Origin of the sequence: Myxosarcina sp. GI1 (assembly GCF_000756305.1) — a bacterium.
Lineage (GTDB): Bacteria > Cyanobacteriota > Cyanobacteriia > Cyanobacteriales > Xenococcaceae > Myxosarcina.
This window is the reverse complement of sequence record NZ_JRFE01000024.1, coordinates 242,732-263,074: the sequence shown is the minus strand read 5'-3', so window position 1 is coordinate 263,074 and position 20,343 is coordinate 242,732. Positions and strand designations below refer to the sequence as shown.

Annotated in this window: 19 protein-coding genes; 8 read left to right on the top strand and 11 right to left on the bottom strand. The window is 39.7% G+C overall.

Going from position 1 to position 20,343, the window contains the following annotated elements; all coding sequences use genetic code 11:
* Positions 1-265: 265 nt before the first annotated feature.
* The gene (locus KV40_RS18520) at positions 266-1,231 is read right to left on the bottom strand and encodes a ribonuclease Z (RefSeq protein ID WP_036484659.1); all 966 of its coding nucleotides are present in this window, start codon (positions 1,229-1,231) and stop codon (positions 266-268) included.
* Between the two features lie 243 nt (positions 1,232-1,474).
* On the opposite strand from KV40_RS18520, the gene KV40_RS18515 reads away from it, so the two are divergent.
* The 5 genes from KV40_RS18515 to pabB all read left to right on the top strand — a co-directional run bounded on the left by KV40_RS18515 (position 1,475) and on the right by pabB (position 7,010).
* A complete protein-coding gene (locus KV40_RS18515; RefSeq protein ID WP_036484657.1) occupies positions 1,475-2,617 on the top strand; it encodes a SpoIID/LytB domain-containing protein in 1,143 nt (380 codons plus the stop codon).
* A gap of 187 nt (positions 2,618-2,804) precedes the next feature.
* The gene (gene thrC, locus KV40_RS18510; RefSeq protein ID WP_036484654.1) at positions 2,805-4,103 is read left to right on the top strand and encodes a threonine synthase; all 1,299 of its coding nucleotides are present in this window, start codon (positions 2,805-2,807) and stop codon (positions 4,101-4,103) included.
* Between the two features lie 37 nt (positions 4,104-4,140).
* Positions 4,141-4,416: a MoaD/ThiS family protein gene (locus tag KV40_RS18505; protein WP_036484651.1), complete on the top strand. Its 276-nt coding sequence runs from the start codon at positions 4,141-4,143 to the stop codon at positions 4,414-4,416.
* Positions 4,417-4,558: 142 nt separating this feature from the next.
* On the top strand, positions 4,559-5,488 hold the full coding sequence (locus KV40_RS18500) for an energy-coupling factor transporter transmembrane protein EcfT (RefSeq protein WP_036484648.1): 930 nt from the start codon (positions 4,559-4,561) through the stop codon (positions 5,486-5,488).
* Between the two features lie 16 nt (positions 5,489-5,504).
* Positions 5,505-7,010 (top strand): aminodeoxychorismate synthase, component I, encoded by a 1,506-nt coding sequence (gene pabB / locus KV40_RS18495; RefSeq protein WP_036484644.1) that lies wholly within the window; start codon positions 5,505-5,507, stop codon positions 7,008-7,010.
* Positions 7,011-7,098: 88 nt separating this feature from the next.
* On the opposite strand, the gene KV40_RS18490 is transcribed toward pabB, so the two are convergent.
* From KV40_RS18490 to KV40_RS18475, 4 genes are all read right to left on the bottom strand, one after another.
* A complete protein-coding gene (locus tag KV40_RS18490; RefSeq protein WP_036484641.1) occupies positions 7,099-7,797 on the bottom strand; it encodes a phosphatase PAP2 family protein in 699 nt (232 codons plus the stop codon).
* 444 nt (positions 7,798-8,241) lie between these two features.
* Complete coding sequence (locus KV40_RS18485) at positions 8,242-9,717, bottom strand: ATP-dependent DNA helicase RecQ (protein WP_253274311.1); 1,476 nt, start codon at positions 9,715-9,717, stop codon at positions 8,242-8,244.
* A 148-nt stretch (positions 9,718-9,865) separates the two neighbouring features.
* Positions 9,866-10,231: a hypothetical protein gene (locus KV40_RS18480; RefSeq protein ID WP_036484638.1), complete on the bottom strand. Its 366-nt coding sequence runs from the start codon at positions 10,229-10,231 to the stop codon at positions 9,866-9,868.
* A 302-nt stretch (positions 10,232-10,533) separates the two neighbouring features.
* Positions 10,534-11,622 (bottom strand): extracellular solute-binding protein, encoded by a 1,089-nt coding sequence (locus KV40_RS18475; protein WP_253274310.1) that lies wholly within the window; start codon positions 11,620-11,622, stop codon positions 10,534-10,536.
* Positions 11,623-11,977: 355 nt separating this feature from the next.
* Here KV40_RS18475 and KV40_RS18470 point away from each other — a divergent pair, with 355 nt between their 5' ends.
* The gene (locus KV40_RS18470; RefSeq protein WP_036484635.1) at positions 11,978-12,358 is read left to right on the top strand and encodes a hypothetical protein; all 381 of its coding nucleotides are present in this window, start codon (positions 11,978-11,980) and stop codon (positions 12,356-12,358) included.
* On the opposite strand, the gene cobT is transcribed toward KV40_RS18470, so the two are convergent.
* From cobT to KV40_RS18455, 3 genes are all read right to left on the bottom strand, one after another.
* The gene (gene cobT / locus KV40_RS18465; protein ID WP_036484632.1) at positions 12,335-13,450 is read right to left on the bottom strand and encodes a nicotinate mononucleotide-dependent phosphoribosyltransferase CobT; all 1,116 of its coding nucleotides are present in this window, start codon (positions 13,448-13,450) and stop codon (positions 12,335-12,337) included. The two genes, KV40_RS18470 and cobT, sit on opposite strands and share 24 nt — an antisense overlap.
* 56 nt (positions 13,451-13,506) lie before the next feature.
* On the bottom strand, positions 13,507-14,229 hold the full coding sequence (locus tag KV40_RS18460; protein ID WP_253274309.1) for a DUF2232 domain-containing protein: 723 nt from the start codon (positions 14,227-14,229) through the stop codon (positions 13,507-13,509).
* An 84-nt stretch (positions 14,230-14,313) separates the two neighbouring features.
* On the bottom strand, positions 14,314-15,021 hold the full coding sequence (locus KV40_RS18455; RefSeq protein WP_036484628.1) for a Crp/Fnr family transcriptional regulator: 708 nt from the start codon (positions 15,019-15,021) through the stop codon (positions 14,314-14,316).
* A gap of 368 nt (positions 15,022-15,389) precedes the next feature.
* Between KV40_RS18455 and KV40_RS18450 the strand changes: the two genes are divergently transcribed.
* Both KV40_RS18450 and pgsA read left to right on the top strand, forming a co-directional pair.
* A complete protein-coding gene (locus KV40_RS18450; RefSeq protein WP_036484625.1) occupies positions 15,390-16,064 on the top strand; it encodes a sugar transferase in 675 nt (224 codons plus the stop codon).
* A gap of 68 nt (positions 16,065-16,132) precedes the next feature.
* Positions 16,133-16,669, top strand: coding sequence for a CDP-diacylglycerol--glycerol-3-phosphate 3-phosphatidyltransferase (gene pgsA / locus KV40_RS18445; RefSeq protein WP_036484623.1), 537 nt, complete (start codon positions 16,133-16,135; stop codon positions 16,667-16,669).
* 226 nt (positions 16,670-16,895) lie between these two features.
* On the opposite strand, the gene KV40_RS18440 is transcribed toward pgsA, so the two are convergent.
* The 3 genes from KV40_RS18440 to KV40_RS18430 all read right to left on the bottom strand — a co-directional run bounded on the left by KV40_RS18440 (position 16,896) and on the right by KV40_RS18430 (position 20,092).
* A complete protein-coding gene (locus KV40_RS18440) occupies positions 16,896-17,510 on the bottom strand; it encodes a hypothetical protein (RefSeq protein WP_036484621.1) in 615 nt (204 codons plus the stop codon).
* Positions 17,511-17,985: 475 nt separating this feature from the next.
* Positions 17,986-18,921 (bottom strand): NAD-dependent epimerase/dehydratase family protein, encoded by a 936-nt coding sequence (locus KV40_RS18435; RefSeq protein ID WP_036484619.1) that lies wholly within the window; start codon positions 18,919-18,921, stop codon positions 17,986-17,988.
* A 223-nt stretch (positions 18,922-19,144) separates the two neighbouring features.
* Positions 19,145-20,092, bottom strand: a complete 948-nt coding sequence (locus KV40_RS18430) for a serine hydrolase (RefSeq protein ID WP_036484616.1) — start codon at positions 20,090-20,092, stop codon at positions 19,145-19,147.
* Positions 20,093-20,343: the final 251 nt, after the last annotated feature.

Below are 20,343 nucleotides of genomic sequence, written 5' to 3'. Positions count from 1 at the left end.
AAAACACTCCACTAAAAATAGAGCCGTCGCATCAAAATATCAAGTTAAAATATGCCAGAATTAGATGATAACTGAAGCAATAAATTACTATGCAAGCCAGCTTTGAGATCGTATCCTGCTTCACAAGTCGACTGCCGTTTAAAAATTTATGGGATGCAGTAGAATCCCAATTTGGTAACTCAAATGCTGGGGTTACGATGTGCTTATCTTAATGGACAAATTGTTGTTTAATTTATCTGCCAAAATGGGATACTTCGCTTTTCTTTTAACTAGCAACTTTCAATTTTTTCTCAGCTGCTTCTCTACGTCTGGGAACTTCATACGTATAAAAGTCATAAGCCAGCTTGGTATTAGGAAAAATTGCTCTTGCTTCTTGTTTGAGATCTTCTAGCTGTAGGGAATTACCAGGAGCATAACGAGGGCTAAAATGAGTCATGATTAATTTTTTAACCCCTGCTAGTAATGCCACTTGCGCTGCCATAGTAGAAGTCGAGTGCATCCGTTCAAAAGCCATCTCTGCATCTTGATGAGCAAAAGTCGCTTCGTGTATTAAGACATCAGCATCTCGCGCTAATTCTACTGCTGCCTCACAAAATACGGTATCGGTGCAGTAAGCTATTTTTCGTCCTGTTTCTGGTTCGCCACAAAGTTCTTTACCGTTAATAACCCGACCGTCTTCTAGGGTTACTACTTGCCCCTGCTTTAGTTTGCCATAAACTGGTCCTGGAGGAATTCTCAAAGCTTTAGCTTTGTCGATATCAAATCTTCCGGCACGATCTTGTTCGACTATACGATAGCCATGAGCGGGAATGCGATGTTTTAATAATTGACAACTAATGCTAAACTCGTCGTCTTCGTAAAGTAAACCAGGTTTGACTGTATGTACTCGCAGTCGCGAACCCAATTTAAAACAAGAATATTTAGCACCAGTTTCGAGATATGCTTTTAACCCTTCAGGACCATAAATATCGATCGCCTGAGCGTTACCAGCCAAACCGCCAGAAGCAATTAACCCTAGCAGACCATAAATATGATCTCCGTGCATGTGGGTAATAAAAATGCGACGAATTTGCGAACTCTTAATATCACTACGCAATAGCTGATGCTGCGTTCCCTCGCCGCAGTCAAATAGCCAAACTTCGGCACGTTGGGGAAGGCGCAGGGCGATACTAGATACGTTGCGAGATCGCGTCGGTACTCCAGAACTGGTTCCTAAAAAGGTAATTTCCACTATAGATAATCTTCGAGCTAATTTCTTGTCTTAAGAATTTAAGTATCTATCTTAACAATTAGTCTCTATTTGAAGTGGACGATCGCTTTACACTTTGTTTGTATTTTCAAACTTTACTTGACGAATTGCCAAAAAATAAGAAACACTATTAGTTTGAGATCCATCTATCTATAAGACTATATTTTTAAATCGCTCGCTATTATTTCGGGTTGATTTTAGTTGTTGAGGAGATTTACAAAAACAATGACATCTCAAAACTATAAACTAATTACTGCTTTATTGAATAAATTATCGTTGGCTCGTAGTTCTTGGCTATTATCTTTATTACTCTGGATAGTTCTAGTTTTACCTGCCCAAGCATTAGAGCTAAGAGTAGCTGTGCAAAAGAATGTCGAGCGCCTTAAAGTAGGAAGTTCGACTACTGCCGTAGTTAAAAATGGTGCGGGACAGCCTATTGGCGAACTAACTCCCATGTCTTCTTTAGCGGCAAAAACTAATGGTAGCGGTATTGCTCTAGAACGCCTTAATGCTACAGAATTAATTATCGAACCCAAAGACGATGGCTATGTCTGGATTGGCGATCGCTGGTATCGGGGACGAACTCGTTTAATACGTCAGGGTGAGAGTTTGACGGCAATCAATCATGTCGATCTCGAACAGTATTTGTATAGTGTGGTAGGTGCTGAAGCGATTTCTACCTGGCCTATTGAAGCCCTAAAAGCTCAGGCAGTAGCAGCCCGCTCCTATGCTTTGTACAAGCAAAAAACAGGTACTAATGGTATTTACGATCTCGACACCACTGTTGGCACTCAAGTATATAAGGGACTCGATAGCGAATACACGACTACCCATGCAGCAGTTGATGGAACTTTAGGTCAAATTATGACCTACAATAACCAAGTTATTTTAGCTGCTTTTCACTCTTCTTCGGGCGGTCATACAGAAAATGTAGAAGATGTTTGGACTTCTCCCTTGCCTTATTTAAGAGCAGTTGTAGATTACGACCAACAGTCACCCGTATTTGAATGGAATCAAATCGTTCCCGTCAGCCAGATTATGAATCTAGTTGCAGGAGTCGGACAGATTAAAAACCTCGTGCCAGAAACTGTGACTCCCTACGGTCGAGTTATAACTATGAAGGTTGTTGGCGATCTCGGAACTGCTGTAATAGAAGGTTCAGATATACGACAGACATTGGGTTTGCGTAGCACTTTGTTTCGAGTTGCTACCGACGGTAATAATTTAAAAATTCACGGTCGGGGTTTTGGTCACGGTTTGGGTTTGAGTCAGTGGGGTGCATATTATTTAGCCAAACAGGGAGTTTCCTACAACCAAATTTTGACTCATTACTATCAAAATGCCAATTTAGCGCGAATTGAGCCTTAAACTTTAATAGTAACCGTTTACCGTAATTTATAGGATTTTTATAGTCAAATAGGATGCCGTTACGGCATTTTTTTATGTCCAAAAATTATACCCGACAAAAATTATCGGGTATGTTTGACTCGATTTTTTGGCTGTGCTACTATCAAAACCACTGTCACGGAATCAGTAGAAACCAGGAATTAATTAAATGACCCAGGCAATAGCTAAGACATCAAAACCACGGACTTTTACCAATTTGGTATCAAAAGAAGGAGGGGTAAAATATCCCTTAGAAGCACTTCACGTTTGCGAAGAAACCTTTTCTCCTTTAGAAGTTGCTTATGACTATGAGGCAATTCGCTCTATTGTAAGTAGAGAAACCATAGCTGCAGGTCCTAATTCAATTTGGCGTTATAAGGCTTTTCTACCAGTAGAAACCGAAAATCCCATCGATGTTGGCACTGGAATGACTCCCTTAGTCAAATCGACTCGTTTAGCTCGTCGTCTGGGTCTAAAAAATCTCTACATCAAAAACGATGCCGTCAATATGCCTACCTTGAGCTTTAAAGATCGGGTAGTATCTGTAGCTTTAACCCGCGCTAGAGAACTTGGTTTCTCTACAGTATCTTGTGCTAGTACTGGTAATTTAGCCAATTCAACTGCTGCGATCGCCGCCCATGCAGGTATGGACTGTTGCGTATTTATTCCTGCCGACCTAGAAGCAGGAAAAGTTCTCGGTACTTTAATCTACAATCCTACTGTCATGGCAGTTAAAGGCAACTACGATCAGGTAAACCGTCTGTGTTCGGAAGTGGGCAATAGCTACGGATGGGGATTTGTCAATATCAATTTACGCCCTTACTACTCTGAAGGATCTAAAACTCTCGGTTTTGAAGTTGCCGAACAGTTGGGTTGGCAACTACCAGACCACGTAGTAGCACCTCTGGCTTCTGGTTCTCTCTACACTAAAATCTATAAAGGCTTTCAAGAATTTATTAAAACAGGTTTGGTAGAAGCAAAAGATGTCCGCTTTAGCGGCGCACAGGCAGACGGTTGCTCTCCCATTGCCGAAGCATTTAAAGCAGGTAGAGATTTTGTCAAGCCAGTCAAACCCAACACCATTGCTAAATCGATCGCGATCGGTAATCCTGCCGACGGTATGTACGCTCTAGACCTCGCTCGTAAGACTAATGGTAATATCGAATCCGTTAGCGATGCTGAAATTGTCGAGGGCATGAAGCTACTTGCCGAAACCGAAGGTATCTTTACCGAAACCGCTGGCGGTACGACTATTGCCGTGCTGAAAAAGCTAGTAGAAGCAGGTAAAATTGACCCCGATGAAACTACTGTTGCTTACATTACTGGTAACGGCTTAAAAACCCAGGAAGCCGTACAGGGTTATATTGGCGAACCTTTCACCATCGAACCCAAACTCGATAGTTTCGAGCGAGCTTTAGAACGTTCTCGTACTCTAGAACGCCTTGAATGGCAGCAAGTTACTGTTTAAATTCATTTACTACATAGTTTATTGTTTGTGACCAATTATGACCGTTAAAGTATTAATTCCCACCCCCTTGCAAAAATTTACCAACAATCAAGCTACTATCGAGTGCAGTGGTAGTAATGTTGATGAATTAATTAATTCTCTGGAAACTAACTGCCCTGGAATTAAGGCACGTATTTGTGATGAAACAGGTAAACCCCGTCGCTTTCTCAATCTCTATGTCAATAGTGAAGATATTCGTTTTCTAGAGGGTACGGATACCAATCTAGATGATGGAGACGAAGTAAGTATCGTTCCTGCGGTAGCTGGAGGCTAAAATTCCAAGTTTCGATTTAATAGTTCCGTAACAGTGAGGTAGGCTATGCAGTCTACCTTTTTTGCTGCTAATAAGATTGTAGGTTAATAGACTGTTAGTTATTACTATACTGGTTAGAAGCTATTAACAATAAACGACAACAATGGATTTACTGCGCTCGCTTCCCATTGGACTTTATTTAGAACAACCAGAAACTTGGCTGCATAGAATAGATCCCAGAGTTAAGCTTGCCTGGCTGATGACATTTTTGATTGCGCCTTTACTTGCCAATCCTGTTTGGCGTTTGGCATTAGTAGGATTGCTTATGTTAATAACATTGTCAGCAGCGATTCCTTTAAGAGTCTGGCGCAAGCAGATGGGCTGGTTAATTTTACTATGCAGTTTAATTTTTGCAATCGCCTGTATTGCTCCTGATGGCTTGGCTGTAGAATCACAGCCCAGAACGCCGCAATTTTGTTCGGAGCCAGTAGAAAATCCTGCCGAATGTCCCCTAGAGCTACCGCAGCCTACTTCGTATCGATATACTTATGTAGATCGTCCTGGCTTTCTTTTCATCCCTCAAATTACTATTACTCGTCGTTCTCTAGATATAGCCGTGCGGGTTTCGACCTTATTTTTTACCTTAATTTACAGCACCAACCTATACTTATTAACTACAGCACCCGAAGAAATCACCGCAGGTTTAGAAGATTTGATGAAACCTCTACGTTGGTTTAAACTCCCTGTATCGGAAATAGCTCTAACTCTCACTCTCTCACTACGTTTTATTCCTTTAGTTTTAGAAGAAATTCAAAATTTAGTTAGATCGATCCGTACCAGAGCAATTGACTGGAAAAAACTCGGACTGCGACGTAGCTTTAAGCTTTGGCTAGTGGTTGCTGAAAAATTATTAGAAAATCTATTGTTGCGCTCCGAACAAATTGCTACAGCTATGGACGTACGCGGTTTTACCAGTCCTAACGAGCATAAGGTACAGTGGCATCATCTGAAGTTGCGCTGGCGAGACTGGCTGGCTTTGGCAGTTTTAATTCCTTTTTGGTTTGCTCGCTGGTCGTTTGGAGGTATGGCTTAATTAATTTTTTAATTCGATGAAACAGTTGTTACCTTGGTACTGGCGATCGCAAACACTTAATAATCGTACTGCTGCCGAGATTTTTGAGAAGTTGTTTTACCATAGCGATCGCATTGCTACGCTTTTAGAAAGTCCTGTCGGTCGCACTGGTAAGCTGGCTCGTTATTCAATCTGTGCTGGCAAACCGCGCTTAGTTGACGGCAAACTTCAACTATGGACTTTTCCACTCGGTAAGATTTTATCAAGCCTAAATTCGCTAGTAGATCGTTGCCAGATGAATAATAATACCGCGATCGCTCACCTGCCGTTTACTGGAGGGTGGCTGGGTTGGTTGGGTTACGATCTGGCTTGGGAAATCGAACGTTTGCCTGACAAAAATAGAGATCCCCTTCCTTTTCCTGTAGCATATTGGTACGAACCAGATTGTTTTGCTGTTTTAGATCATCAGCAGCAAACTCTCTGGCTGGCAGCCACAGTTCCCCAACAGCTAGACGAACTCGAAGCTAGATTGGAGTTTGCTGCTTTGGTTAGTTCCTCTATTTCTAATAACGTTGCTCGGTCTATATTAGCTGTCGATCGCCCTCAAAGTTTTTTAGAAACAGAAAACTATAGGGGTTATGGCTCTTTATTCGAGGTCGATCCCCAAGCTTCACCTCGCTCCAACAGTGCAAAAACTTTACCAAATTTCTCTTTTCAAACCTCACAATTAGAATACCAACATGCCGTCAGACAAGCAAAAAAATATATTCAAGCAGGAGATATTTTTCAAACCAATTTATCTTTGCGGTTTCAAACTGCAACCAAAACTGATAGCTGGACGATATATCAAAACTTAAAACAAATAAATCCTTCGCCTTTTGCTAGCTACTGGCGATCGCCCTGGGGTGATGTTGTTAGCTGTTCTCCCGAACGCTTGATTAAATTGCAGGATAATGTAGCCGAAACCAGACCAATAGCAGGAACTAGACCCAGAGGTAAGACAACTGAGAGCGATAGCGTTTTAGCTGGCGAACTAGTGTCAAATAGCAAAGAAAGAGCCGAACACGTTATGTTAGTAGACCTGGAACGTAACGATTTAGGTCGAGTATGTCAGTGGGGTTCGGTAACGGTAGATGAACTACTGGAGATCGAACGTTACAGTCACGTAATGCACCTGGTTAGTAATGTCAGAGGTATTTTGCCGAGCGATCGCAACGCTGTCGATCTAATTCGCGCTATGTTTCCTGGCGGAACTATTACGGGCTGCCCGAAAGTACGCTGTATGGAAATTATTGAAGAATTAGAACCAGTAAGGCGCAGCCTGTTTTATGGTTCTTGTGGTTACTTAGATTGCCGAGGTAATTTAGATTTAAATATCCTAATTCGCAGCCTTCTCTATATCAATTCTGCCAAACCTAATACTACGGCAATGGTTTACGGACAGGTTGGTGCGGGTATCGTTGCCGACAGCGATCCCGAAAAAGAATGGCATGAATCTTTAAACAAAGCCGAAGCACAGATAGCAGCTTTAAGCAAATTATAATTCCCGATCCCGTACGGGTAAGGCAATGTTTTACTCTCTCCATGCAAATTCCCATACGGGCAAAGCAGTGCCTTGCTTCCTACGAATTTTATACTGTTTCCGAACCCTGCTCGACTCGGCGTAACTTTAACATCGTAATGCAGCTTATCAACCATAAAAAACCAACTCCGTATCCTGCAATTATATCTGTGGGCCAATGTACTCCTAAATAAAGGCGGCTCAAGCCAATAGCAGCAATTAAAGTTGTCGCCACAGTGTAAATTAAAGCAGCAAATTTAGAATATTCTTTGGCTAGCAAATAAGCAATAAAGCCATAGAGTACGATCGAACCCAAAGCATGACCGCTAGGAAAACTAAAAGAGGTTTCTGTAATTAACTGAGTCCATAGTTGAGGGCGAACTTTGACAAACAACAGTTTTAGTTCTGTATTGAGAATATAAGCACCAAAAGAGGCGATCGCCAGCATTACCAATTCTATATAATAACGTTGCCACAAAAGTAAGAGCGAACTAACTCCGAAAACAACAAGAACAGCAGTGGGATTAGCTAAATGAGTTACGGTTAGCATCACTCGATCTAAGTAAGGATTAGCTACAGAATGAATTGACAGTAATATCGATTCGTCAAAATCAAAAGCATCTTTTTCGAGAACTTCATGAGCTAACTCGGTAAGGATAAATAAGATTGATAGAGAAATAACTAAGCCCACAATACCGATGGTAGTAATTAAAGAACTAATTTTGGGATGTATGTGGTTTACCCAAAAACTAATTAAAGAACGGATCATTTTGATATTTAACAAGCGGGTTGACTAATGTTTGAGGACGCGAGCGATCGCTTTTGAAAATATAAACTTTTATTACAAGTATTTATACATAAACAAAACTTATTCTTGTTAGAAAAAATTTTAACTTGTTAATGATTGCTATTTGAATATTTTCCTTCATAATATAAGGGTATAGAAAAAAGCCACTTCAATCCATACTAAACAAAGAGAAAAAGCTATGGTAGTTAACGATTTTACTTTATGGTCAATGATTCTAATCAATACAACAGTTTGTATTGCTTTACCAAAAATCATAACTTTCAAATGGTCTGAGTTATTAAGCAAATAATTTTCAGTTTGTGAAATTTTCAGTCGAACAAATATTAGCTTGTCTGTATATAGATCGCAAAAAACAGCTAACTTTAATTTGCCGTACTCAGTTGCTGCGCCGATTGTTAAACTTATTTACTTATTTTTCAAACAGTTATCGCAGTGACCACAGCTAAAATTCGCCGCTTCTTTAGTAAAACCAAAAGACAATAATAAAAATTGCCAGCGACATTGTGTAGTTTTTAAATATTGTTGTAACTGTTCGACAGAGTGTTTTCGCTCTGCTAATAAACGATTTACACTAATGGTAGTAGCCTTTTTCTGATAGTAAAAAGGACTTTGCCAATAAACCATACCCAAACTATGGAGAACTCCCAAAGCAATTTCAGCATGGGGATTTTGCTTGACAATCGCTTCGAACGCTCCCTGGGCTGGAATTTTTTTGGCTATTTGTCTGGCTTGCTGATATTGTTTTTGCAAACGTTGGCTAAAAAACTGACTGCGCTGCTTATCTTCAGGATTTAGCCAACCAGTTGGTTCGCTAACTAAAGTTAAAGCCTCTGCAAGCTTACCATTTCTGCCTCCTCTCCCTACTTCTTGAATATACTCGGCAAGTAATTCTGGTGCGTGCCAGTGAACTACCCAGGCACAGTCTGGTTTGTCAATACCCATCCCAAAAGCAGAGGTGCAAACGACAAACTGAGTTTTTCCTGTTAGCCAGTCGCTTTCTATTACTCTGCGTTCTGTAGAACTCAATCCTGCATGATAAGCTTTGGCAGCATAATTTAAAGATTTAAACCAATTAGCTATAGTTTCACTATCCTTGCGCGATCGCACATAAACCAAACCCGATCGCTTTTTTTGGGTTCTAATAAAGTTTAAAGCCTGTTGCTTTCTACCTTTTGGTGTCCAAACAGTTTGAACTTTTAAGTTGAGATTGGCACGATAGGGACTAACTAAAAAAGTCTCTGGCTGCTGTAGTTCTAAAGCTTGGGCGATCGCTTTTTGAGTTTGGGGATCGGCAGTAGCAGTAAAGGCGGCGACGGCGATTTTAGTACCCGCAGGTTTGCACTCTAACAAGTTGCGACGGACAGCACTCAAACGGCGATAAGCTGGACGAAAAGTAGTTCCCCACTGGATCGAACAATGAACTTCGTCTAAAACCAGTCCTGTAATTTCAATCTGTGGTTGGGATATTAATTTCCAAACAGGTACGCTGAGTAAAGTTTCTGGCGATAGATACAACAACCTCAACTCTTGTCTGGCGATCGCATGTAAAGTTTGTTGTCGCTGTTGCTTGGAAAGCTCGCCGTGTAACAATCCTCCAGGTAAACCGAGTTGTTGTAGTTGCTTAACCTGGTTTTCCATCAAAGCTACTAACGGAGATACAACTATAGTTAATCCCGTTTGTAAGAGTGCTGGTAGCTGAAAACAAATAGATTTACCGCCGCCAGTAGGCAAAATTACTAATGCGTCTTTTCCCGCTAACAGAGTCCGAATTATTTCACCTTGAGGGTAACGAAAATCTTCATAGCCCCAAATTTTTTGAAAAGTGGCTTTTGCTCGATCCATTCTTTGACGGTTATTTTCGCGATTTAAAGAGACCTTCATGCTATGCTTCTTTTGGTCTACTCGTCAGAGAGACTACTCTTTTTAGCAACTGATATCCTCTGACTTTGTCAATGCCAAAGTGAACAAACCATAAATGTCAGATCGAATATTCTGCATTAACTAGAATAATATTCGTAGATAAACAATCCTAATATTCTGCTGGTATATATATTACTTTCATATCTGTCAAACGATTAGTTATTTCAATACGTTCTTCCATTACTAAGGAGTCTAAGATATTTCTCGCTTCTGAACCAGATAAATTTAGTAGATTAGCTACTTCACTAGCCGTTACTTCTTTATTCTGGTTAATCGATCTAACAATTCTATCTCTTTTATTTTTTTCAGCTTTTTCACGAATATTTATACCGACAAAAACTGTTGGTAGTCCCATAACAACTGGAGCTAAGACCGCTTCAAATGCGCTACCTCCAGAACTTACTTGACTTGCAAAAAGAAGTCCAGTCCAGGTTAGAGAGCATATATGGTTTTTAGGATTAAATTTGTAATACATTACAGTATTTTTTACTGTTTTAATTTAATATTGTTATGTCTATAAGAAACTAATAAAATTTTGTTTAAAGTTTAGTCAGATGTCTGTGACTCAGATCCAAAAATTGGTTCGAGAATTTAGCTGATGAGTAAACATCAGCTATCTACAGGTAGCGGCACAACCTGGTTTGCAATCTAACAATAAAGATTTTTTTTGAAGATTATGTCAATGTTTTTTATTACGTACTCCAACAAAATGTAGTACGTAATAAATTTTTTAGATTTGACAGAATTAGTAAGCATTTTGCTTGATGCTAACTTTTTTTATGTAGAAGTCAAGCGCCTAATTTTTAGCCATAGATTGCGATATTGCTGCTCAGATCGATCGCTTAAAGGTAATAAAAACTCGCTGTCATCAAAATTTATTGCTGCCGAACTTAATAGTAGATTATCTCGTAAACTCTCAGGTAAGTCTTGGAGTTTGGTACCTATCAAAATTGGTGAAGTACCATTGGTAAATAAGGATATCTGCCGTGCAGTTTTGGGCTGCCAGCAAAAATCAATCCATTGAGCGATCGTAGAACTAAGAGCTTTATTTATCTCAGAACTTTCGGGTAGTCGTGGCTTTACCCACAAATCTGTCCAGAGAGATGTACCCGAACGAGGAATAACAAATTCGATATCTGTATAGCGTTTGCTAATAGACAAAACATCTGCCGACCAGCCAACAGCTAACCAAGTGTCACCTAAAATTAAGGGCTGCAAATATGTATCGGAACTGTATAGCTTGACCTGCTGGTGTAAAGCTGATAATTCTGATTCTAAATTTGCTACGCGCTCTAAATCCTCTGTGTTGTAAGAGTAGCCTAACTTTTTCAAGGTCAAACCAATAGTTTCTCTCGGAGAATCTAATAATGAAATGCGGTCGCGCAACTCTTCTCGCCAAAGATCGCTCCAGTCTGTAGGAGACCAACCTAATTGTTTAAATTTGTCTTTTCGATAAGCAATGACTACACTTCCCCAACGATAGGGTGCGCCCCAAATTTGTCCGTTAGCATCTAACTTTCCCTTACTATTACGCCTGACTAGTTTGTGCCAGGGCTGAGGCAATTTCGACCAGTTATTTAATTCTTCTGAGCTTAAAGGTTGGAGGGAATTTTGTTGAATTGCTGTTTCCAACCACGAGTCTCCTAAAGTAGCTAAATTGGTAAAGTTACGGTTTTTTAGCGGTTCACTCGATAAACTTTTATCATTATTTAAATCTTTCGATCGATGCAAATCTTGTATATGGGTATAAATGCTTCTAAGCTGAGGCTGAGATTGAAATTCTACTTTTGTTTTTTGTCTCGCAATTTTACGAAAATCTCCTATAGATTGCAAAGGTATAGAATCTTCTAATAATAAAATTTTCAAGTTTTTTTTGTTGTTACTACATCCCGATGCAACTAAGAAAGTAATTATACTTATCAAACCTCTTAAGAAAAAGCGACGGTTGTAAAAATTTGTCGTCTGGTTAGAAGCTAAAGTCATTATTAACACCGAGTCAAATTACTATTTTTATAGTTTGATAGAGCGAAATTGATGATAAATAATTTAGGATTTAATTTTTATTTAATCTTTAACAACCGCTTAATATAAAAGGTATATTTTTTGGAAGTAAAACATAGCAAGAATTAACGGCAATTGTTAAATGAATAAGGAATAGTTGTTAACTTAGGGTTGAATGCTTTTAAAATTGTATGAAAGTGAGCATATAAAGATATTTTTTATGGATTCCTTGCAAATACAGATTAGCGAATTAAAAGATAAAATAGATTGTCTGTACGAAATAATCGCACGTTTAGACGAGCGCATTTATAAGTTAGATCGGGATAAACAATCTACCGTAGAAAATTCTTCTTATTCTTTGAGTGATTTGACTAAAACTAGTGCACGTTCTGCTATGCCGCAAAATGACTCAAAATATCAGCTAACTCATAAAGATGTTTTGATCGATGATAACACTAGCACTAGCAAAATAAATGCTCAAAGCGATCGCGGTTTGTCGTCGGATATTCAAATTCGTCGTCTGACAGCACAGCTTACCGCTGCCTACAACCGTATCGCCGCTCTAGAAGAACAAATACTAACCTATCGCGTTCATTCTTAAGTTTTGATAGCGAGCAAAAAGCGTTTCAACAATTGTAAGTAATTGAGTAGGAGTCCAGCTTTGTTTGAGGTGAGCGGCGATCGCGCATCCCCCAGCACCAACGCCTTCTTTAACATATCCTCGTTCGTAAGCCCGAAAACCAGGATATTTTGAAGTAGCAAAATTTAGTCCAGTTGCTAATAGTGGGACTCCATCAATAATTTTTGCCAACGAAATCGCATCTCCAGTCAAATCTTCAACTACCCAACGAGTCGTACCAACCACAATATTATCCGCTACCATAGCCAAATCATAGTAGCTGGCAATAGCTTGAATCGAAGCATACACAGCCAGCATTTGCGTACCTCCTGCTAACATTACACCCGTGTTCTGGCTGGCAGCAATTGCCATTCCTGCTGCTACTGCCTGCATGGGATCGCCTACTGCGGCGATTACAGCCAGAGGATCGACGCTGTTGGGAGCAGTCAATAAGTCTGCCGCGCTCAATCCCGTTTTAACTACCGACCATTTAAAATCGCGGTCGCATTTTTGTAAGCTACTGCTAACTAATTGACGAGCCTCTATTCCCAAAGCAGTTAAAACTGCCATAGCTGTAGTCGTTCCACCAACAACGCACTCGCCAATCAGCACGTAGTCGTTAGTAGCAGCTAGTTTTTTTCCCCATTGCCAGCCGCGATCGAACAAATGCCTGACCGTATCTAAAGGCATGGCTCGACCTGTGGTCAGGCAGTTGGCGGGTATACCTCCCAAATCGATTGTTGCTACTGATGGTTGATGGAGCAAGCCTGCATTAAATATTTGCACTGGCAACCTTAAGGCTTCGACCATAGCGCGAGTAATAAAAGTAGGTGAAAGCCCATGAGTCAAAATTGGTAAAGGACGTTGATAGCAAGACTGAATTCCCGAAGCTAAAAATTCAGCATCGGCGATCGCTGTATATTCGCGCTCTTTGGGAGTCGAACCAGCAGCAGAAATATTTTTAATTAAAGCTGTAGCGGTAAAGCCCAAAATACAGGCTAGTGTGGGAGAGTGGTTGGCATATCGCCTCAACCAATTTGTTCCCTGTTGCAATTGGCTGTAAAGATAAATCACTAGGTCGCGGTTGGTTTTTTAGCCTGGATATAACAGTATTTTTAGCTTTATCTTATCTAATCATTTAAAAGTACTCGTACCCATTCTGGAGGGGAAGAAATGGGATTTTTTAGTCGCTCGAATAGCATTAGAGCTACTAAATGAACCGCAAACAAATATACCAGACTATTGAGTAAAATCGATCCTACAGCTAGAGTTTGAATTAAGACAAAGCTTGGTTGGGCCAAAATACCTAATTTCAAAAAAACCCAATCGATAAATTGGGTAATTTGGGTAATTACGTAAACCCATAGGTCTTCACCAAGCAATAGAGAAAATAACCAAAAGCGAAAAAATATGCCTAATGAGCCTAATAAAGCACCTAAAATAATTGATAGTTGCCAGTTTACCCTACGTCGCCAACAGGCTCCTAGCTGTATTCCCATGAAACCATAAGGCATGACAAATACAATGCTGCGAGTCGGTCCCATCAATACCGACAACAGTAATCCAGAAGTTAAAGCTGCCATCCAGGAAGCGCGAGTTCCTCTACGTAGATAAATCAAGGCGATGGGTATGGGAAAGAAAATTTTTAGTAGTGGACCTAAAGGAAAATAATAGTCGATCAGCCAAATCAAACTTGCCGCACTCGCTAAAAAAGCAGTTTCTACCATAACCACAGTATTAGTAGAATTAGTTTTTTTTTGATGAGGTTCGCTAAAAACTACTGTTGAAGATGGAACTATTGCTGGATCTTCTCCATCAACCCAGTCATCGTAATTTGCCGTAAATTTAGTCACCTTTCGTGGCGATCTAGATCTAAAATTTTTGAAAAACATAAAGCAATAATTCGAGATGATGAATATACTCGGCAAGACTAAATGCTAGCAGATAGTATCTTCTAAAGCGGGTAGATCGGGAATTCGCATGAGATCTGAGTCTCGCTGAATTAATCCTTTCTTTTCTAGTTTAGTTAATACTCTCGTTACAGTTTCTCTTGCCAGTCCACTCAAGCTACTAATTTCTCTATGAGGCAGATTGGGAATTACCGTTCCAGTTTCTCCTTCCTTTCCCTGTCCCTCTACCAAAAACAAAATCGCATCTGCCACACGCGAAATACTATTTGATTCTCGCAGTTGCAATCGTCGATTTACTTGTCGCAAGCGTTTTGCCATTAGCTGAGCGAGCCTTACTCCTGCTAAAGGTTCTGAATAAATCAGATCGAGGAAGCTTTGAGCGGGTATTCTACCGATTCGAGTATCGGTTAGAGTAATGGCATCAGTAGAACGTGGCGTTTTGTCAATAGCTGCCATTTCTCCAAACAGTTCGCCGTTACCGATAATATTAAGAGTAACTTCCTTGCCGTCGAGATTGTAGGTGCGGATTTTAACCCAGCCCTCTAAAATAAAATATACAGAACTTCCCCAATCATTTTCTAACAAAATTACCTGATTGGCTGGATGAGAGATAGCTACAAAATGATGCATGGTTTTGTGTAGGCTCTCTTCGGGCAACCCAGCCATAAAAGGAACTAATTTAACTAAATCCTGAATATCTATACTTGATTCTAGATAGCTAGATCGATCTTCCATAAGAATAAGATAATTTGTAAATTAGCGTTTTAGATATCTCCTTTGTATCACTAAAAACAGCTAAATATTTGAACTTAGGTAATGCCAATAGCTTACTGCTATAGCTCCTGGGGTCAAATGGGAATTTTGATTTTAGTTGCGTAAGCGGTACTTCATCTCGGTTTTGATTTGGAATCGAGCCATACGATAAATATTTACTTCACACATTTGAAACATTAAAAGCATCAAATTGAAATAGAGCGACTTCCTAACTTTGAAGATTCAGTAAAGTAGTTACTTCTAACTAGCTAGGTACCGAGGGTTTGCGTAACATTAAAGAAATTGTTTTATACGCAATAACTTTGATGTTATTTAAATAATATAAATTTATGCATTTCTCCTCTAATGTTCGGTTGGGAACTTCGCCAGTTTTACCATTATATTCAAAACTAAAATTTCATCCTTCCGTTACTAATAAAATCAAAAGATCGCTCGATATTATAGGAGCTTTAATTGGACTGCTAATTGTCGCAGTTATTGCCGTTCCCATTGCGATCGCCATGCAGTTAGACAATCGGGGACCGATTTTTTTCAGTCAAGTACGCTGTGGAGTCAATGGCAAACCATTTCGGATTTGGAAATTTCGCTCGATGACTGTGGGAGCAGAAAAACAAAAGCACTTAGTTATCAATCAAGCTAAGGGACTAATTTTTAAAAACGAATGCGATCCCCGTATCACGCGTATTGGTCGGTTTCTTCGCAAAACTAGTCTCGATGAATTTCCTCAGTTTTGGAACGTGCTAAGAGGAGAAATGAGCTTAGTTGGTACTCGTCCCCCAACTATCGATGAAGTAGCTTTATATGAAGAGCATCATTATAAGCGATTGCTGGTCAAACCAGGAATTACTGGAGAATGGCAAGTAAAAGGTCGTTCTAACGTACTTGATTTTGAGGAAATAGTTCGTATGGATCTAGACTATCAGCGAAAATGGTCTAATTTTTACGATCTTTATTTAATCTTATGCACTGTGCAAGTAGTATTGACACGTAAAGGAGCTTGTTAATTACGTCTGAGACTGGCGATCGCTTTTAATTTGTTATTATTAGGATCGATCTAAATAATAGCAATAGCATGAATCTTCCCACTTGGATTACTATCTCGCGTCTTCTTGGGTTGCCTTTTATTCTTTACTTACTCAATTATCCTACTGCGGCTAACCGTTGGCTGTGCGTGGGAATTTTTTTGTTGGCGGCAGGGACTGACTGGGTAGATGGTTATATAGCTCGCAAATACGATTTAGTTACCGAATTAGGGAAATTTCTCGATCCGCTGGTAGATAAACTACTGGTTTTAGGTTCTATGCTGGCATTAATCGAGCTTCAGCTAATACCAGCCTGGGGGGTCTTTTTGATTTTAGCTAGAGAATTAGCGATCGCAGGATGGCGAGTCAATCCCAAACTAACTGGCAGTAGCAGCATTTCAGGAGCCAATATTTGGGGTAAACTTAAAACCGTCAGCCAAATTATCGCGATCGCTTTATTAATAGCACCTCTATCAGATATCTGGCGGCTGCCGTCACTAATAGCTTTTTGGCTGTGCGTGGTTTTTACGCTGGTTTCGGGGGCAATTTATGTTTTGCCACAAAAAAGTGATGCAGTGCGCTCTTAAGTTTAAAAACATTGGCGACTGCATCAATGATATTTGCTCTTGTTTGCTCTCAAGTGCGATCGAAAGCAATTTTAGATTTAGATAGTATTTTAAGCCGTTGGTTAGACGGCTTTGACGCATACGTATATTACTTTCTACTTTCTGCTTTCTAATAAATTAATGGTTTTTTATCCCAACTATTCAACTGTACTACTGTAATTACCAGTTAATCTTGAATAGCTATGTCTTACCTGACTTCGGCAGCTCGAGTAACTCTTCTCGGTTTTCTCGCACCCACCGAAGCTCCAATAAGAGCAGCAGCCAAACCAAGCAAAGAACCAATAATAAATGACCACGCTGCCTTGGCTGAATATTGAGCAATATTTTGTGCTTCAGCAGCAGATATATTTGGAGCGCGACTGGGAACTTCGACTCCTCCAGGTTGCTGAACTTGGTTCAATACTTCTCCTGCATTAGACGCAATTATCCCAAAGGCACCAGATACGCCACTAGCAAGTAGCCAACCACTTACTGCTAGAGTTGTCGCCCAAAAAATTAGTCCGTGCAACAGAGCAGTTTTTTTATTCATCGGACCACAGGTACTAGCTGTAACCCAGCCACCTACAAATAAAGCAATTAACAAGCTAATAACCGACCAAATTCCTACACCAACGCCAACTCCATTGCCACCAATAGTTAAACCTACAGCGGCTCCCAGAGCACTTAAAATTAACTGCGTGGCAATAGCAACCACAATGCCCGCAATAATCGGTCCCCATCTAACGCGATCGTGGTAATCGGGTACTCTCTCGGTTACTACAGGTTCGACAACTCGATCGCCTAAAGGTTCTGCATAAGACATAAACCTTCCCTCCTTTATCTCTAAATTTATTCAATTTGAATTATCAAAAATTCTATAAATACTTATTGAGTTCCTTGTCTATCAAAAGACAGAAAAAATAATTTTTTACTCTATTATTATAAATTTTTTTGAAACAACAAAACTCTACAGTTTATAAAAGTTCGCTCTCACAGAAATTTATCTACACAAATTGTTTCTATATTTAGTTTTTTGACAATTTTTTAAAATAAACATCTATCTTTAGAAATAAACAATAATAATTTTAGTAAATTTATGTAAAATAATTAAAATCTATGAAGAATAGCTTCTATAGTAAGTGCTTAATTCCTAAGTTAGCAGTGTAAAAGCTTTTATAAAAGAAAATTATCGTAAAATACAGCAAATTAAAAGCCTCCAATAAGTTGACTATTAGTTTAAAAATATAGTTAGAGATCTTCTAGAAATTGCTGTATTTTGCTTGACTATTTATAGTTAATTAAACCGTTCGCAAAATTTCTTCGTCTAAAGAAAAATCGATATTGGCAGTGTCTCGCTGAGAAGCTAAGTAATCATTTTGGAATGAGTCTTTTAAACCAGAGGTTAAATCGTAATGTGGTTGCCAATTTAGCTCATGTTTTGCCAGAGTTATATCTGCAAAAAAGTGCTGTTTGCGAATGGGAAAAGCTTTACGCTTGCCAAAGTCAATCTTACTCGAATCGTAGTGAACCAACTTTACTTCATCGGGAGATTTGCCTACAGCCTCGGCACAAGCATAAGCCAAACCGTTAAAAGTTACGTAGCGATCTCCACTAACATTATAGATTTTTCCCACAGCCTGCTGATTGTCTAAAACTGCTGCCATAGCTTCAACCAAATCTCGCACGTGACCGAATTGAGTAATATATAAGCCACCATCGGGAATAGGAAGAGGTCGATTGCGAACTATACGGTCAAAAAACCACGCTTCTAAATCGTTATAGTTTTGCGCGCCGTAGATATAGGTAGGACGAATTGCAGTCCACCGAATGCCAGACTCAGCCAAATAAGCTTCTGTGTGATGTTTGCCCTTATGACGGCTGTTAGGATCGACCGCATCACCTTCGCGGTGAGGCATTTGTGCCGAAGGTAAATAAACTCCAGCAGAACTAATATAGACAAAATGTCGGACGGAATCTTTAAATATTTCTACTAACGGTTTGGTATGCTCTAGTTCGCGACCGTTGTTATCAAAAATTGCATCAAAACTTTCTTCTGCCAACTTCTCTTTTAGCTGTGAGGGATCTTTGCGATCGCCATGAATCTGTTTAACTTCTGCTACTGGCGGGGGATTGTTCCCGCGATTGAACAAAACGACTTCATGACCGCGATCGACCAACAACTTAGTTAGGTAAACTCCAATAAAACGAGTTCCCCCCATAATCAAAATACGCATAATTTTTGCTTATTACTAAAACTTGTTATTATCGTAAAGCCTATAGGTACGTAGGAAAAGCTAGTACCGCTGCGCGAAGGCAAAAGGCAAAAGGCAAAAGGCAAAAGGCAAAAGTGCAACGCCTGCGCTAGTTGCGAAGCAATTAGTTTTCATTGAAAAATGTCCATTTAAAATAGCAAACATTATCTTTTTTATCTATAATTTTTGCTCCCAACTGGTCTAGCTACGCGATCGATAATTTCTGCATTCCCTCAACAAAAGCCTGAGAAATGAAAGGTAAGATATTTTTGTTTTGACTGTTATCTTTACCCTCGGTAAATACTACCAACAAATAAGGCTGCAAATCGGGAATTTCAATATAAGCTGCATCGTGGCGCACTTGGCTCATCCAGCCTGCTTTCGACCAAATTCTAGCGTTAGTAGGCAAACCTTCGCCTAAAAAACCTGCAATTTGATTTTCGCCATCGTAACTAACAAAATTAGCAGAATCGAGACTGCGTTGAATCAACTGCATCATCGCTTGCGATCGCTGACTTGATACCGCTACACCACCGACAATACTATGTAATAATCTGGCTACTGCATCTGTTGTCAGCATATTGCGGTTTTCCATCATTTCGCCTAAAAAAGCTCTCTCTCTACCATAAGCACCATCACCCCAGACTTTTTGATTGACATTAATACTTTCAAATTCTTCCCAGCCTAAAGATTTAAAATAGCGATTGACAATATTGCGCTGCTGTTTCCAGGTGGCAAAAGGTGCGGCAGGCAATTCGGGACCGCTAGTCGTCCCCGTAAGTGCGTCTACAATTAAATTGGTAGCATCGTTACTAGAAAGAGCGATCGCATCTCGAATAGCTCGATTTAATTCCCAGGATTCGGCAATCATTTCTCCTTCAAGCCATTCGTGAATTGCCACTAAATAAAACAACTTAACTATGCTGGCGGGATAAATTCTTTCCATACCCCGATAGCTAAAACCTCTAACTGGATATTGCCAAAATTCTGCTGCTGATAAAGCACCACCTGTATTAACAACTACTGGTGGGTCGTAAACTATCCAGGTAATAGCAATTTTGTCTCTAGTCAAGCTGGGAAATTTAGACCGCGCCGCTTCTAAAATAGATAGTGCGATCGCATTTAACTGTTCGTCTGGGCGAAAGAAAGCCATAAAAATCAAATAGGGTATAAATTCGCTCTAAATTTAAGTTTAATTTCGCTCAAGTTTAAAATTAATTTTAAAGCAACTATTAACTATAGACAAAAACCAAAGTATTAGATTGTTAGTAGTCTGAGGTTTAGATCGAGTTTTGCCCTCGATCGAGAGTAACAAATTTAGCGATCGCTGATTTTGTCCGAGATATGTCCACAATAAATTTATCAGGGCATAGACAAGGAAACATCGTTCGGTGATTAGAGCCA

Excerpts from the sequence above, each read along its gene's own strand:
- KV40_RS18515 (WP_036484657.1), top strand. The coding sequence starts at position 1,475 with ATGACATCTCAAAACTATAAACTAATTACTGCTTTATTGAATAAATTA.
- thrC (WP_036484654.1), top strand. The coding sequence starts at position 2,805 with ATGACCCAGGCAATAGCTAAGACATCAAAACCACGGACTTTTACCAAT.
- KV40_RS18505 (WP_036484651.1), top strand. The coding sequence starts at position 4,141 with ATGACCGTTAAAGTATTAATTCCCACCCCCTTGCAAAAATTTACCAAC.
- KV40_RS18500 (WP_036484648.1), top strand. The coding sequence starts at position 4,559 with ATGGATTTACTGCGCTCGCTTCCCATTGGACTTTATTTAGAACAACCA.
- pabB (WP_036484644.1), top strand. The coding sequence starts at position 5,505 with ATGAAACAGTTGTTACCTTGGTACTGGCGATCGCAAACACTTAATAAT.
- KV40_RS18490 (WP_036484641.1), bottom strand. The coding sequence starts at position 7,797 with ATGATCCGTTCTTTAATTAGTTTTTGGGTAAACCACATACATCCCAAA.
- KV40_RS18485 (WP_253274311.1), bottom strand. The coding sequence starts at position 9,717 with ATGAAGGTCTCTTTAAATCGCGAAAATAACCGTCAAAGAATGGATCGA.
- KV40_RS18480 (WP_036484638.1), bottom strand. The coding sequence starts at position 10,231 with ATGTATTACAAATTTAATCCTAAAAACCATATATGCTCTCTAACCTGG.
- KV40_RS18470 (WP_036484635.1), top strand. The coding sequence starts at position 11,978 with ATGGATTCCTTGCAAATACAGATTAGCGAATTAAAAGATAAAATAGAT.
- KV40_RS18455 (WP_036484628.1), bottom strand. The coding sequence starts at position 15,021 with ATGGAAGATCGATCTAGCTATCTAGAATCAAGTATAGATATTCAGGAT.
- KV40_RS18450 (WP_036484625.1), top strand. The coding sequence starts at position 15,390 with ATGCATTTCTCCTCTAATGTTCGGTTGGGAACTTCGCCAGTTTTACCA.
- pgsA (WP_036484623.1), top strand. The coding sequence starts at position 16,133 with ATGAATCTTCCCACTTGGATTACTATCTCGCGTCTTCTTGGGTTGCCT.
- KV40_RS18440 (WP_036484621.1), bottom strand. The coding sequence starts at position 17,510 with ATGTCTTATGCAGAACCTTTAGGCGATCGAGTTGTCGAACCTGTAGTA.
- KV40_RS18435 (WP_036484619.1), bottom strand. The coding sequence starts at position 18,921 with ATGCGTATTTTGATTATGGGGGGAACTCGTTTTATTGGAGTTTACCTA.
- KV40_RS18430 (WP_036484616.1), bottom strand. The coding sequence starts at position 20,092 with ATGGCTTTCTTTCGCCCAGACGAACAGTTAAATGCGATCGCACTATCT.